Here is a 14,673-nt window from a genome sequence, read left to right as displayed (position 1 = left end):
GTACCCTGTGGGAGCGAGCCTGCTCGCGATGAATGCCCAGGCACCGCGAATTACGATCAACGCGGCCCTTCGGGCTTGTACCCCAGCCGCAACCCGCCCCAATGCCGCCCCTTGACCATGATCGGCACCGAAAGATCATGCATCAGTTCCCCGGTATCGCGGGTGTAGGTCTGCAACAGCACCGCCTGCTGGTGGCTGCCACAGCGAATTCCGGTGCGATCGGCGAACTTGCGTTTGGTGCGGTTCTGCAGGGTGTCGACCTGCACATCCCCCGTCAGCGGCTGGCTGAACACCTTGTTGTGCGTCGGCACGTAACCCTGCTGCGTGCAGGCAATGGCGAACACCAGGCCTTCATGGCGCGGCAACAGCGGTTCCTGGATCGCCGGCAATACCTGGTCGGTGTAGCGGTCGAAACGGGTCTGGTATTTGGCCGGGCTGGTGTTGGCGATCGCCTGGTAGTTGCGGTCGAACAAATCGTCCAGGCTGACACGCCCGGCGTCGATGTCGGCTTCGAACTGTGCTGCGATCTGACTGGCGCCTTCGCGGGCCAGGTCATAAATCCGCTGGTGATAGTCATCCAGTCCTACTTCGGAAAGGCGTTCGCTGATGGTCTCGGCCTGGCCTTCCATCTGCACCGCCGCCTGCGCCAGGCGCTGGGTCTGTTGATCGCTGACCGCCAGGTCGCTGCGCATTTGTTCGATGGCGTGGAACAGGCTGTCGAGTTGCTCGCGATTGGTTTCGGCGCCCTTGGCGATGTCGCCGACCTGACTTTCGACCCCGGCCGCCAGCCGTGCGATGTTCTCCAGGTGCTGCCCGGTGTGCTCGACCTGCTCGACCCCGGTGTCGAGGTCGCTGGACAACTGGCGAATCTGTTCCACCACCTGCGCGGTGCGCTGCTGGATGTCGGCGACCATCTCGCCGACTTCGCCGGTGGCCGTGGCCGTACGTGCCGCCAGGCCGCGGACCTCGTCGGCGACCACGGCAAACCCGCGCCCATGCTCGCCGGCCCGCGCCGCTTCGATGGCGGCGTTGAGGGCCAGCAGGTTGGTCTGGCTGGCGATGGACTGAATCACCAGCGTGACCCGCTGGATATCGTCGCTGCGCAGGCTCAAGGCCTCGATCAGCTCACGGCTGTTGCTGGCGCGCTGGCTGAGCTGATGCATGCGGCTGATCGACTCGATCAGCTCGGTGCGCCCGGCGGCGCTGCTCTGATGAGCTTCGCTGGCGGCACTGAGCGCGGCGCGACTCAAGGTCGAGGTGGCTTGCTCGGTGGCGATCATCACCTCGGCGTTGCTGACGATCTGCGCCGCAGAGCCCAACTGCGATTGCAGTTTGTCTGCCAGTTGTCGCACCGAGTAGGCCACGCCCGCCGCTGACAGGGCATTGTGGCTGGTGGTGTAGGAAAGGTCGCGAGTCAGCTCGGCCATCGCCCCAGCATGATCGACGGGCGCCGCCTCAGGCGCGGCGCGCGTACGCAGGCGCGGCAGCCAGATAACCAGCACGGCCAGCGGCAGGCCAAGGTAGAGCGACCAGCCACCCAGCGCCATGCCGCCCATCAACAGCATCAGGGCGATGCTTTGCAGGGTGGGTGTCAGCCAGAGGTTTTTCGGCAAACGTGCGGGCGCCTGCCCTGCCCGGACCACAGATCCATCGTGCGTCATCTTCGTCACCCCACACTTCTAATTGTTGTCCCCGCATTAAACGCCACTACAAGGCCATTATCCATGGTCCCTTAGTCGGGGGGCGTTGCGGCGGATCTCCAGCAGAAGTGGCCGAGGTTTTCGACAGGCGAAAAAAAGCATCGCGGGCCAGCCTTGCTCCTTCAGGAGTCGGGCTGCCCCGCGATGCGTGGCGCTACGAAATCAGGCCTGACGCTGGTGCTTGTCGATCTGTTCGTGACGCTCTTGAGCTTCGATGCAGTACTTGGTGGTCGGGCTGATCAGCAGGCGTTTCAGGCCGATGGCCTCGCCGCTGTCGTCGCACCAGCCGAAGCTGTCTTCTTTGATGCGTTCCAGCGCCTGTTCCAACTGAGGCAGCATGCGCTGGTCGCGATCAATCGCGTTCACCAGCCAGGTACGCTCTTCTTCGACGGAAGCCGCGTCTGCCGGATCGGCCGGGGAATCCAGGCTCTCGATGGCGATGCGGTTCTGCTCGATGCGCTCATGGGTTTCGACTTTCATGTTCTGCAACAGCTCAGAGAAAAAAGCATGTTGCTCGGCATTCATGTAGTCATCCGCCGGCATGGCCAGCAACTTGTCCTTTGTCATTGATATCTCTATAAAAAAACGTGCATTAAGGCGAATCAGGGAGCGTTGCGCGCGAACCGGTCGGCCAGCGCAACGGCGCCATTCATTCCAAGCGCCACCCGGCACTCAATTTACGAGGGGCGGCAGTCTAAGGCCGACTCGAGGCGCCAGCAACACAAAAGTCCACGAATTTGTCCGACAAAGCCCTGAAAATGCGCTGCGTCAGTCTTTGCGCCGGCTATCGGAGTGCGTTTATAACAAGAAATTCAACGCGGCGGCGGTATATAGAAGACAAACGGCCGAGACAGCAGACGTTATCGGCCGCTGCCCGCTATAGATGAGCCCGCGCCTGGCCAGTCATCTATAAACGAAAACACCGCTTCTGCTCAAGGCCGAAGCGGTGCCGGGTCGAACCCGCAGGGATCAGTGCACAAACAGCGCGATCAGGATGATGATCGGGATCGGTACACCAAGAAAGAACAACAGTAGTGAGCGCATGAGGTTTCTCCCGGGTTAGCGAACAGGGGCGGTGGTGACGTAGGTGTCGGTTTCCAGGTACACCACGGCATCCCGACGACGACCGCCGAAGGTGGCGGCGAGACTGGCGAAGAACGCACCGATCAGCAGTGCAATGAACATCCACAGCGACGTCCAGGCCGCGACTTTGGCAGCGGTGTCCGCGGCTTCCTGCGCAGCTTGCTTGGCGTCGGCCACGGCTTTCTGGGTGCGGGCGTAGACTTCATCGACCCGGCGCTCGGCATCGGCCTGGGTCAGGTTGGTGCGCTGGGCCACCAGTTGCGCCAGGTAGGTACGGTCTTCGGCGGACAGTTGGCCATCGCTCAAAGAGCGTACGAAGATGCGCGTCACGGTGCCCCGCGCGGCGTCATCACTGACGGCGGCCGGACGGTCATCGCGAAACAGGCTGTCAACGAAATAGCCATATTGGTCGCTGTCGGTGTTGGCGGCAGCGGTGCCGGCAGCTTGCGTCGCAACGCTGGCGGCGCCACCCACGGCATTGGCGCCGGCCTGCACGCCACTGCTGACGACGCCACTCACCGAACCGACCACCAGCGTAGCCGTTACCAATGTGGCGACGCACCAGGCGAGAAAACCGTGGGCGGTGTCGCGGAAATAGACCTCGTCACCGTGCATGTTCGCCCACTTAACCCGCAAGCGACCGGCGATGTAGCCGCCCATCCCCGAAGCGAGGATTTGAGTGACGGCCAGCCAGATGATCGTGGAAATGCCCAGCCCCTTGGCACTGACGCCTTCGTGGGCCCAAGGTGAAACGGCGGAAAAGCCCAGCCCGACACCGAGCAACACCAGGATCAGCGACAACGCCGCCGCTGCAGCGGCCCCGGCGAATATCGCCCCCCAGGAAACACCCGACAGGCTGCTCGACTCTTCGCCGGCAGGATAGAAACCAGCAGAGGATCTATTCATTATGATGTCGCTCCAGGCAGGAAAAATGGTGTTACAACTCTTCATCCGAAGAATTGCAGTCACCGTGCCAGTCGTCGACTTTGAATAAGTTCAGGATTTTCAATCAGTTATAAAGTTTGAACTTCTCGATCCGTTGCAATTTGCAAGGAGCGGCCGCTTGCGGCGGGTTTTCTGCATTGCCTACTTGCGCTTGTAGCTCTTGTTACCGCTGGGCGTCAGGCAATACACCCCACCCCGTGGACCCGTGCAGAAAGTACCGCTGCTACATGCGCAGCCGTCCGTGGTTTGCAACAGGGTTTGCGGGCGAGCCTGGGTTCTACCGCCATAGATCGCAGAACAGTCTTTCTTCGAGGCGCTGATGGAGCCGTCATTGCACAGGAACAACTCGCCTTCGCAGCGATCGACACCGCCCTTCTTTCCCGAACACGGTGTATTGCCCGACCAGGCGCTGGCACTGAACAAGCACATTAACAACAGCACAATCGGCATCCCGCCACGGCGAACAAATCTACTCACGCCTTAACTCCTGTCAGATTCATGGCCAGATGATATCAACGTTCCAGCTTGCCCCGGCAACCACATGAAAGTTAATTTAAAAAGTCACCGACATTTCTTGGCAAAATGCCCACACTTGCCTTGAACTGACTATCAGGTCCGCCTTATGACCCGCATCTTGACCATCGAAGACGACGCCGTGACCGCCCGGGAAATTGTCGCCGAATTGAGCAGCCACGGCCTTGAGGTGGATTGGGTCGACAACGGTCGCGAGGGCCTGGAGCGTGCGGTGAGCGGCAACTACGACCTGATCACCCTCGATCGCATGCTGCCCGAGCTCGATGGCCTGGCGATTGTCACCACGCTGCGCACCATGGGGGTGGCGACGCCTATCCTGATGATCAGCGCGCTGTCGGATGTCGATGAGCGCGTGCGCGGCTTGCGTGCCGGTGGCGACGACTACCTGACCAAGCCATTCGCCACCGACGAGATGGCCGCCCGGGTCGAGGTGCTGCTGCGTCGGCAGAACACCGTGACGGCCCAGGCCACCACCCTGCGCGTGGCGGACCTGGAGCTGAACCTGATCAGCCACGAGGCCAGCCGCGACGGGCAGTTGCTGACCCTGTTGCCCACCGAGTACAAGTTGCTGGAGTTCCTGATGCGCAACACCGGGCAGATCCTGTCGCGGATGATGATTTTCGAGGAAGTCTGGGGTTACCACTTCGACCCCGGCACCAACCTGATCGACGTGCACATCGGCCGCCTGCGCAAGAAAATCGACCCGCCTGGCAATGTCCCACTGATTCGGACCGTACGAGGCTCGGGTTATGTCATTGCCGAACCCGTCTAAGGGCTGGCGGTCTTCGAGCAGTCGCCTGCTTGCGCTCTACAGTTCGTTGTTCGTGCTCTGGAGCGGCATTCTCATGGGGGTCATGTACTTCGAGGTATCGGCGTACCTGGACAACCTGGCCAAGCACTCGCTGATGCAACGCCAGCACTTGTTCGCCCGGTTTTCCGGTGAACAATTGGTGGATGCCCTCGCCGTCAGCATGGCCTTCGACATTCGCGGCCTCGATGCCTATGGCCTGTTCGACGCCAACCATCGCTACTTGAGCGGCGCCCTGCGCCATATCCCCGAGGGCCTGCCGCTGGATGGCGGCATTCACATGCTCAGCGAATGCGCCGACTCCGACGACCCGACCCTGCCCAGCGACAGCTGCGACGCGGTGGCCACCCGCACCCGTGATGGCTGGTGGCTGATCCTGGTACGCGACAACGGCTCGCTGTTCGCCGTGACCCGGATCATCCTGCACGCACTGTTCTGGGGAGTGACCCTGACCATCGTGCCCGGCATCGCCGGCTGGCACCTGCTGCGCCGTCGTCCGTTGCAGCGTATCCGCGGGATCCAGGCCAGTGCCGAGGCCATTGTCGCCGGCGACCTGACCCGTCGCCTGCCACTGTCCAATCGCCGCGACGAACTGGACATGCTCGCCGCCATCGTCAACGTCATGCTCGAACGCATCGAGCATTTGATGAACGAGGTCAAAGGCGTGTGCGACAACATCGCCCATGACCTGCGCACACCGCTGACCCGCCTGCGCGCGCAGTTGTACCGCATGCAGCAACAGGCCGGCGAAGGCTCGCCGCAGGCCATGCAGCTGGATTCCGTGCTGGCTGAAGCGGACACGCTGATGGCGCGTTTTCGGGGTTTGCTGCGGATTTCCGAGCTGGAGGATCGTCAGCGCCGCTCCGGGTTCGTCCAGCTCGACCCGGTGAATCTGTTGCAGGAGCTGCACGATTTCTACCTGCCACTGGCCGAGGAAGGCGAACTGAATTTCAGCCTGCAATTGCCTGAGCATCTGCCGTTGTTGAATGGTGACCGGGCGTTGTTGTTCGAGGCCGTGGCCAATCTGCTCAGCAACTCGATCAAGTTCACACCGCCCGGTGGCCAGGTGATTTTGCGTGGGGTCAATGAGCAAGGGCATACCCGCATCGAAGTGCTCGACTCCGGTCCGGGCATTCCATTGGCTGAACGCGAGGCGGTGTTCCAGCGTTTCTATCGCGCAGAAGGCGGCAACCCGCAAAGCGGCTTCGGCCTGGGGCTGTCGATCGTCGCCGCGATTGTCAGCCTGCATGGCTTCGCCCTGGAAGTCGGCGACAGCGAACTGGGCGGCGCCCGGCTGGTGCTCGATTGCCGGCAGGATCTGATCCCGCATACCTGACAATGCAAAACCTGTAGGAGCGAGCTTGCTCGCGATGGCGGTGGGTCAGGTAACAGAGATGTGGCTGATGTACCGCCATCGCGAGCAAGCTCGCTCCTACAGGGGTCGGCAGTGTTCATATGATTTGTGTTCGATGCAGATCCTTTGTGGGAGCGGGCTTGCCCGCGATGGCGGTGAGTCAGGCAACAAGGATGTGGCTGATGTACCGCTATCGCGAGCATGCTCGCTCCTACAGGGTTCGTCATCGTTCACGTGATTTGTGTTCGACGCGGATCCTTTGTGGGAGCGGGCTTGCTCGCGATGGCGGTGGGTCAGTCAGCCAGGTGTGACTGATGTACCGCATCGCGAGCAAGCTCGCTCCTACAGGGGTCGGTGTTGTTCGTATGATTTGCGTTTGGCGCAAACCTTGTGGGAGCGAGCCTGCTCGCGATGGCGGTGTGTCAGGCAACAAGGATGTGACTGATCTACCGCTATCGCGAGCAGGCTCGCTCCCACAGTTGGCGATGTGTTCCAGGGAGTACTCAGGCCGGGTAATTGGCCCGCAGGGCTTGCAGGCCGCCTTCGTACACTCCGGTAAACAGCGCGGTCACTTCCTCGTCGCTCACCCCCACTGGTTCGAACCGTCCGGACCAGGTCACCCGGGCGCCCTGCCCTTGGGCTTCGACCTTGATTGTCGCCAGGTAATCGCGTGCCGGAAACGGTGCTTCCAGGATCGAATAGCTGTAGGTCATGCCGGCGTTATCGAACGTTTGCAGCCGCTCGACCACCACCGCGCCATCCACCGTTTGCAGGTGGCGCACACGCCCGCCGTCGCTCGCTTCGCTTTTGACAATGAACGGCAGCCAGTCCGGCAGTGCGTTGAAGCCGCCGATCAATTGCCAGACCTGCTCGGCCGAAGCCGGGATGTCGATGGTTGCTGATGCTGTTGCCATGTACTGCTTCTCCCGTGAGTAAAATTCAGATGGCCAGGCTGTCGACCACGCCGCCGTCGACGCGCAGTGCTGCGCCCGTGGTGGCCGAGGACAGCGGCGAGGCCAGGTAGGCCACCAGGTTGGCGACTTCCTCGACATCCGCCACGCGCTGGATGATCGAGGTCGGCCGCGCCCGGCGCACGAAGGCGTCGGCTTCTTCACGCACACTGCGTCCCGATTGGGCCGTGGCGTCCTTGAGCATTTCTTCCACGCCATCGGTCAGCGTCGGCCCCGGCAGTACCGCGTTCACCGTCACCCCCGTACCCGCCAGGCGTTTGGCCAGGCCATGGGACACGGCGAGGTTGGCGCTTTTGGTCACGCCGTAGTTGAGCATGTCGGCCGGAATCGCGATACCGGATTCCGAAGACAGGAAGATCACTCGCCCCCAGCCCTTCTCGACCATGCCCGGCACATAATGGCGGGACAGGCGCACCCCGGAAATCACGTTGATCTCGTAGAAACGCGTCCACTCGCTGTCCGGCGTATCGAAGAAATCCACTTCCTTGAAGATGCCCAGGTTATTCACCAGGATGTCCGCCCGTGGTTCGGCGGCGAACAATTGCTCGGCGCCTTCGGCGGTGCCCAGGTCCGCGGTCAGGCCACGCAGTTGCGCGCCCGGTACGCTCTGGCGAATGCTTGCCAGTGCCTGGTCGACCTTGGCCTTGTCGCGACCGATCACCACCACCGTCGCGCCGGACTCGGCCAGTGCCTTGCTGATGCCCAGACCAATGCCGGCCGTGCTGCCGCTGACAATGGCGAGTTTTCCTGTCAAGTCGATCTTCATGCTCAAACTCCTGCAATGGGTAATGGAGCGCGCTCGGACACCAGTTGCGCCTCGCGCATGGCTTGCCAGAACGCCGCTGGAATGACCGCCGACAAGGCCGCCACATCTTCGGCGATCCGGCCGGGACGGCTGGAACCTGGAATCACCGCCGCCACGGCCGGGTTCGCCAGGGAGAACTGCAAGGCCGCCGCCTTGATATCCACGCCGTGGGCCGCGGCAATGCGTTTGATCTGCTCGACCCTGGCGACGATCGCCGGGCTGGCCTGCTGGTACTCGAAGTGCGAGCCACCGGCGAGGATGCCCGAGCTGTAGGGCCCACCGACCACGATCTCGACATTCTGCGCCAATGCCGCGTCCATCAGGCGCTGCAAGGCGCGATCATGGTCGAGCAGCGTGTAGCGCCCTGCCAGCAGGAAGCCGTCCGGTTGTGCCTCGCTCAAGTCCAGGGTCAGTTCACACGGCTCGACCTTGTTCACGCCCAGACCCCAGCCCTTGATCACGCCTTCTTCGCGCAGACGGGTGAGCACCTTGAAGGCACCGGTGCGGGCCTGATTGAAGTACTCCAGCCACTGATCGCCGTAGAAGTCCTGGGCGATGTCGTGCACCCAGACGATGTCGAGGCGGTCGGTCTGCAAGCGCTTGAGGCTGTCTTCGATCGAGCGCAGGGTGGCATCGGCGCTGTAGTCATTGACGATCCTGTTCGGGCGGCCGTGTTCGAACACCCCGCTCTTCTCGCCCAGGTCACGGGCGGCAGCGTCTTCGACTTCATCGAGAATCACCCGGCCGACCTTGCTGCTGAGCACATAGTCGTCACGGTTGTAACGGGCCAATGCGGCACCCAGGCGAATCTCCGACAGGCCCGAGCCGTAGAACGGCGCCGTATCGAAGTAACGCACACCCGCATCCCAGGCCGCCTGCACGGTGGCCTGCGCCTCTTCTTCAGGAATAGCGCGGAACATGTTGCCCAATGGCGCGGTACCGAAACCCAGCGCGCCGGGCAGTTTATCTTTCAAGCTCATGAAGGCTTCCTCTTGAGGTCAGTGGTCGGTTCAAGCGACCGATGGAGCCATCCTAGGTTGTCGAAATCGGACCGTCCAAGACATAATTGGCAGCACTTGAGTCCCTTGAGGTCTGACATGATCGACATTCGCCAATTGCGTTATTTCGTCGCCGTCGCCGAAGAAGAACACGTCGGCCGCGCCGCCGAGCGCCTGCACATTTCCCAGTCGCCGCTAAGCCGGCAGATCGCCCAGCTCGAAGAACACCTGGGCCTGACCCTGTTCGAACGCAGCCAGCAGCGCATCCGCCTGACCCGCGACGGCCAGACGTTCCTCGCCGAAACCCGCGCCCTGCTGACCCACGCCAATCGCCTGGAATCCCTGGGCAAACGCCTGGGTCGCGGTGAAGAAGGCGGCCTGTGCATCGGCTACAGCGAAAACGCCATGCACGCCGGCGTGCTGCCCAATGCCCTGCGCGTGTTGCGGGTCGAGCGGCCGAACGTGCATGTGGCGCTGTACAACCTGAGTTCGGCAGAACAACTCGAAGGCCTGCGACAGCGTAGTCTCGATATCGCCCTGGTCAGTGAACCGCCCGTCGCCGACGATCCGGACCTGCTGGCCTTCCAGGTGCTGGACGACCCGATGTTGCTGGCCTTGCCTGAACATCATCCCCTGGCCCGCCAGCCGACCCTGACCCCGGCCGACCTGGCCGATCAGGAGTGGATCGGCGTGCAACACCGCCAGCACTGCGCCAGCCGCGAGGACTTCATCAGCGCCTGTATCCGCGCCGGCTTCACCCCGGACATCCGCATGGAAGCCACCGAACCGTTCACCGCGTTGGGCCTGGTGGCCTCGGGGCTGGGCATCGCCATGATCCAGAAAGGCCTGAGCCGCAATGCACCGCCCGGCGTGGTGCTGCGCGAAGTGCCGTGGATCAGCTTCACCACACCACTGTGGGCGGCGTGGCACCGGATCAACCTGCGACCGCTGGTGGAGGCGTTCCGCAAGGTGCTCACCGATCCCGCGCCCGCCGCCGTGACGCTGGCTGCCACCGGCTGAGTGAGGGCGGCCGGCAGGCCCGGGGTTTGCTGCTTTACTGAGAGGATCCTGAACCCTGCGAGCACCCGCCATGAATCGAAACGACCTGCGCCGCGTGGACATGAACCTGCTGGTGATTTTCGAAGCCCTGATGTTCGAAAGAAACCTGACCCGGGCCGGGGAAAAACTGTTTCTCGGCCAGCCCGCCGTCAGTGCCTCGCTGGCCAAGTTGCGCGACCTGTTCGATGACCCACTGCTGGTGCGCAATGGCCGGGTGCTGGAGCCCACGCAGCGTGCCCTGGCGATTCTCAAGGAGTTGCAACCGGCGATGGACACCATCTCCGGCGCGGTCAGCCGGGCCAAGGACTTCGACCCCTCCACCAGCCGCGACGTGTTTCGCATCGGCCTGTCGGACGACGCCGAATTCGGTCTGTTTCCGCCGTTGCTCAAGCAGATCCGCGAAGAAGCGCAGAACGTTGTAGTGGTGGTACGGCGAGTGAATTTCCTGTTGATGTCGTCGATGCTCGCCAGTGGCGAGATCTCCGTCGGCATCAGCTACACCACGGAGTTACCGGCCAACGCCAAGCGCAAGAAACTGCGCGATTTGAGCGTGAAGATCCTGCGCGGCGACAGCCGTCCCGGCCCGCTCACGCTGGATGACTACTGCGATCGACCCCACGCGCTGGTGTCGTTCTCCGGCGACCTGACCGGTGCCATCGACAACGACCTGGCGCGCATCGGTCGCTCGCGGCGCGTGGTCCTGGCGGTGCCGCAGTTCGCCGGCCTGCGCGCCCTGCTGGCCGGCACCGACCTGCTCGCCACCGTGCCCGACTACGCCGCCGACGCGCTGATCGAAGGCAGCAGCCAGTTGCGCGCCGACGACCCGCCGTTCGACATCGTGCTGTCCGAGCTGTCGATGGTCTGGAACGGCGTCAACGATAACGATCCGGCAGAACGTTGGTTGCGCTCGAGAATTGCGCAACACATGTCGGCTGAGTGGTAGCGACGCTGACCGCATTGAAGCCCGGATCGGTTTCCCGCAGGTAAATCGGCAGATCGGTCATCGGCGGCATGGCCGGAATGCCAAAATAGATCTGGATGATCCAGCCGCGGTGATAACTGGCGTGATTGACCACGTGCATCAGCATCGCGCCGGCACTCATCTTGCCGCTGTCACCCGAAACGAAGGTGAACTCGACGGTCTTGTCCAGCGAGTCCTCGGTCTGCCGCTCGCTCCATTGGCAATACCAGTCATCAATGTCCTGCTGCGCCCTGTGCAGATCGCCGAGTTCAGGATGCAGCAAGTCATGGGACGTCTTGAAACCGTGCCCGCGGCCTTCGAGATGAGCTTTCCAGATGCAATCCACGACGTAGATGTGATTGAGGATGCCGATGATGTTGGGGAACACCGACACCCGCTCCTTGTTGACCTCGCCCGGCGGCAAGGCTGCCAGACTGTCGAAGAGCCGCTGGTTGGCCCAGCGTTTGTAGTCGGCGAGCATTCGGGCGGTGCGCAGGTTGATCATCTGAGGTCTCCCACTGCGATGGGGTGCACTGCTTAGTTTAGTGGGTGTGGCGATGGGTGGTGTGGGGGGCGATTATCGGTAGGTTTCGGCCCATGCCGAGTCTGTTGGCATTGCCTAACTAACTGCTCCCATGTTTTTTTTGGTAATGCAGCTTCATATCAAATTTTTTCCTGTAAGCCTTGCTACAAGCAGGACAGGCAAATCGTTTGATTCCCGCGTGAAAGTCAAGATGGGACCGTAGATCATCTTTCTTCTTATAGCTTTTCGGACATTGATCGCACTTATAAGGATGTTCGCCTTCATGAGTGAGCAGATGTGCTTTCAAACTGGACTTGTATGAAAAAAATTTATTGCAGCGAGTGCAGTTAAAACGATAAGGATCTTTATGAGTTCGTTCGTGATCAACCAAGGTATATTCTTGCGAAAAAGTTACGCCGCAAAACTGGCACAAAAATCTAACTGCATCATGGATTTTGTGGTGCTTCCGCAAATTCAGTCTGGTCTTGAATTTGTCGCCGCAGTCCTCACAGACGAAGTACTTTTGCCCTACCGATATTACGATAGTTTCGTTGTTCTCGTTAGTCGATGGGTTTGAGGGTCCGGGAATTTGTGCAGCGGTATTCTCGGTAGACTGAGACGACTCGGAAAACGCCCGGGTCCAAGCTAATGTCAAGATATCACCGGATTGGCTCGCGATAAGCCCAGTTCGCTCAAGCGACTCGGCAAGTTCGCGCTCCAGAGGTGTTTCAATCCTTGCGTCGCTGTCTATCGTTTCTAACAACTGGTCCAGCGAGTCCATCGGCTGCACTTGGGGAGACCGCGTCGCGACGGGTTGTTCACTTTGAACCGGCTGCTCAACGACGTCCTGGGCGACTCCACCATCTGAATCGGCCCCTTCCAGGTAACGTTCCAGAAAATCTGCCATTTCGTTTTGCTCTTCCTCTGTCAACTTCCCATCCCCGTCGAAATACCGCACCGGTGAGTTGCGTACGAAACGGAACAGATTCAAGCCATCCACTTCCCCGGCCGGATCAGGGTTGATCCAGCGCAGTAGCCAGGGTGCGTAGTAGCGGAAACCGTAATAAATCAATCCGGTGGCATCGCGCTGTTTGCCCGAGTAGCCGCGTGTTTTGTACGACGCTTTGGCACCTTGATGGGTGATCCACCACGCTCGCTCACCGTACGGTCGATAACCTTCGTCACTGATCAAAGCGCCCTGTTCGTCCAGTTCCAGCAGGCCGGAGCGCAGGTGATCGTTCACGCTGTAGACCAGGTAATCGTTGTCGATACCCACTGGCGGACTACCGACCCAATGCTCAAGCCGCACGCTGTTACGCCCCGCCTCGACTTCGAGTACGTGACGTTCTTCGCCATTGACTGTGAGATGAATTTCCAGTCCTGGCAGGTAACGCACCTCGGCGATCAGGTTGCGACCGGAGGCCAGCGACCGGCGCACTTTGCGCAGGCGTTTGCCGCCACCACCGTACCGGTAGAGTTCGGTGTCGTCTTCGCTGTCGTCGCGGGTGACTGGGGACACTTCGCTGAGCTGGTTGCGGGTGTCCCAGGTCAATGTTTGTCCGCGTAGCAGGTTTCTCTGGTTGCCGTTGCCGTCGAAGGCTTGAGCGAAGTCTGGCGGGGGATCACCGTCGTTGAGGACGATGCTGCGGTTGCTGAACTCGTCTACGGCCCAGCGGCGGGTGAATGGCTGGACACCGAGATGACGCAGTTCAAGGGTATTGCCGCCCATGTCGTAGTCATATTCTTCGCTGTAATTGACCTGCGCGTGGGGATCGTTGGCGGCGTGGTAGACCTCACGGCCGGTGGCAGCGATGAGTCGGTAGAGGCTGTCATAGGTGTAGGTGTTGACCGGATCGACTTGTTGATTTTTGAAGTAGGTGACGGTTTTCGACTGATCTTCGATCCGCAGCGGATTTCCTACTGCATCGTATTCGTAATGCAAATCCTGCAACAACGGTTGGCTGGGAAGCCCGGCGCTCAGGCGTTCGAGGCGCGCATCCTCGGGACGAAATATCGCACGGGTAATCACGCCATTACCGGCCCGCTCCTGCTCGACCAGGCCTCCGGCGTTGTAGTGAATTTCACTGACAAGGGTCACTTCGGCGGCGCCCGGCTGCTGCAAGTGCACCGCACTGATCTGGCCCGCGCAGGTCAGACTGAAGCGTCGGCGGTTGTGCTTGGCGTCGGTCTGCGTTGCCACCCCGCCCAGAGCATCATAGGTCAAACGGCTGTCGAGACCTGGCCCGTTCTCCAGCAAATCATCGCGTGCATTGACTTCCTCAGGCCAGTTGACCGGATCGAACGACTCCAGAAAGTGACTGGTCTCCAGCAACGGCAAGCCATGCAGATCGAAATCAGGCATGTGCCGCGTGGTGGCAGGGTCATCGTGGCGGATCAACTGGCCGCACTGATTGCGGGTACTGCCGTCGGGTTTACCGTACTGGAAACGCTCGACGACCCGTGCTGGCTCGCCGTGAATCTGCTCGGTGATCGCGACGGGACGCAGCAAGTCGTCGTACGTACTTTGCTGACTGCTACGACTGTCCCAACGCTGCACCAGTTGCCCCGCCTCCCCCACCAGCGCCACGACCCATCCTGCATCGGCACGGATGGTCAGCCGCTCAACCGCCGATAACCCATGAATGGACGTCAGATTGGGAACCTGCCCGAGGACCGAAAACCGCGGATCAAAATGCGCCACATCACGCCCCAGCGTATCAAGCACCTGCCGGGTGATGTGCGCTTGAGGCGCCTCATCCTCGTCCGTCCGACAGTAAGTCACCGAGCGCACTCCTAACCCTCGCTGATCAATGACCGCAAGACCGGGCGTATGGGCATCCACACTGATTCTGTTCATGTAGATGTGAATATCACGTTCAGCGTGAGGCGCCTACTGACACAAATGACAGGGCTTGCTTTCGACACAACCCCT

At 61.2% G+C, this 14,673-nt stretch carries 13 protein-coding genes; 4 read left to right on the top strand and 9 right to left on the bottom strand.

Annotated elements, in window-relative coordinates:
• Positions 1-56: 56 nt before the first annotated feature.
• The 4 genes from ABVN20_RS29400 to ABVN20_RS29385 all read right to left on the bottom strand — a co-directional run bounded on the left by ABVN20_RS29400 (position 57) and on the right by ABVN20_RS29385 (position 4,178).
• Positions 57-1,661 carry a methyl-accepting chemotaxis protein gene (locus tag ABVN20_RS29400; RefSeq protein ID WP_368559292.1) on the bottom strand — a complete coding sequence of 535 codons (1,605 nt, stop codon included), beginning with the start codon at positions 1,659-1,661 and terminating at the stop codon, positions 57-59.
• Positions 1,662-1,862: 201 nt separating this feature from the next.
• Positions 1,863-2,267: a TraR/DksA family transcriptional regulator gene (locus tag ABVN20_RS29395; RefSeq protein WP_224536388.1), complete on the bottom strand. Its 405-nt coding sequence runs from the start codon at positions 2,265-2,267 to the stop codon at positions 1,863-1,865.
• A 492-nt stretch (positions 2,268-2,759) separates the two neighbouring features.
• Positions 2,760-3,689, bottom strand: a complete 930-nt coding sequence (locus ABVN20_RS29390) for a hypothetical protein (protein ID WP_368559290.1) — start codon at positions 3,687-3,689, stop codon at positions 2,760-2,762.
• Between the two features lie 180 nt (positions 3,690-3,869).
• The gene (locus ABVN20_RS29385; protein ID WP_368559436.1) at positions 3,870-4,178 is read right to left on the bottom strand and encodes a hypothetical protein; all 309 of its coding nucleotides are present in this window, start codon (positions 4,176-4,178) and stop codon (positions 3,870-3,872) included.
• Between the two features lie 172 nt (positions 4,179-4,350).
• On the opposite strand from ABVN20_RS29385, the gene ABVN20_RS29380 reads away from it, so the two are divergent.
• Both ABVN20_RS29380 and ABVN20_RS29375 read left to right on the top strand, forming a co-directional pair.
• Positions 4,351-5,034 (top strand): response regulator transcription factor, encoded by a 684-nt coding sequence (locus ABVN20_RS29380; protein WP_368559289.1) that lies wholly within the window; start codon positions 4,351-4,353, stop codon positions 5,032-5,034.
• On the top strand, positions 5,012-6,406 hold the full coding sequence (locus tag ABVN20_RS29375; protein ID WP_368559288.1) for a sensor histidine kinase: 1,395 nt from the start codon (positions 5,012-5,014) through the stop codon (positions 6,404-6,406). The genes ABVN20_RS29380 and ABVN20_RS29375 overlap by 23 nt, the downstream gene beginning before the upstream one ends.
• Before the next feature lie 521 nt (positions 6,407-6,927).
• Here ABVN20_RS29375 and ABVN20_RS29370 read toward each other — a convergent pair.
• The 3 genes from ABVN20_RS29370 to ABVN20_RS29360 are packed head-to-tail and all read right to left on the bottom strand — an operon-like array spanning position 6,928 to position 9,180.
• Complete coding sequence (locus ABVN20_RS29370; RefSeq protein WP_368559286.1) at positions 6,928-7,338, bottom strand: SRPBCC family protein; 411 nt, start codon at positions 7,336-7,338, stop codon at positions 6,928-6,930.
• 25 nt (positions 7,339-7,363) lie between these two features.
• Entirely contained in the window at positions 7,364-8,161 is a 798-nt protein-coding gene (locus tag ABVN20_RS29365) for an SDR family NAD(P)-dependent oxidoreductase (RefSeq protein WP_368559285.1), read from the bottom strand.
• Between the two features lie 2 nt (positions 8,162-8,163).
• Complete coding sequence (locus ABVN20_RS29360; RefSeq protein ID WP_368559283.1) at positions 8,164-9,180, bottom strand: aldo/keto reductase; 1,017 nt, start codon at positions 9,178-9,180, stop codon at positions 8,164-8,166.
• Between the two features lie 117 nt (positions 9,181-9,297).
• Between ABVN20_RS29360 and ABVN20_RS29355 the strand changes: the two genes are divergently transcribed.
• Positions 9,298-10,218: a LysR substrate-binding domain-containing protein gene (locus ABVN20_RS29355; RefSeq protein ID WP_368559282.1), complete on the top strand. Its 921-nt coding sequence runs from the start codon at positions 9,298-9,300 to the stop codon at positions 10,216-10,218.
• Positions 10,219-10,288: 70 nt separating this feature from the next.
• Positions 10,289-11,200: a LysR substrate-binding domain-containing protein gene (locus tag ABVN20_RS29350; protein ID WP_368559281.1), complete on the top strand. Its 912-nt coding sequence runs from the start codon at positions 10,289-10,291 to the stop codon at positions 11,198-11,200.
• Here ABVN20_RS29350 and ABVN20_RS29345 read toward each other — a convergent pair.
• Both ABVN20_RS29345 and ABVN20_RS29340 read right to left on the bottom strand, forming a co-directional pair.
• Positions 11,130-11,723 (bottom strand): DinB family protein, encoded by a 594-nt coding sequence (locus tag ABVN20_RS29345; RefSeq protein ID WP_368559280.1) that lies wholly within the window; start codon positions 11,721-11,723, stop codon positions 11,130-11,132. The genes ABVN20_RS29350 and ABVN20_RS29345 overlap by 71 nt on opposite strands.
• Positions 11,724-11,841: 118 nt before the next feature.
• On the bottom strand, positions 11,842-14,598 hold the full coding sequence (locus tag ABVN20_RS29340) for an RHS repeat-associated core domain-containing protein (RefSeq protein ID WP_368559279.1): 2,757 nt from the start codon (positions 14,596-14,598) through the stop codon (positions 11,842-11,844).
• Between the last annotated feature and the right edge of the window lie 75 nt (positions 14,599-14,673).

It is taken from the genome of Pseudomonas sp. MYb118, from assembly GCF_040947875.1.
Taxonomy (GTDB): Bacteria; Pseudomonadota; Gammaproteobacteria; order Pseudomonadales; family Pseudomonadaceae; genus Aquipseudomonas.
Note: the sequence above shows the minus strand (reverse complement) of the source record. Positions and strands in the feature narration are given on the sequence as shown.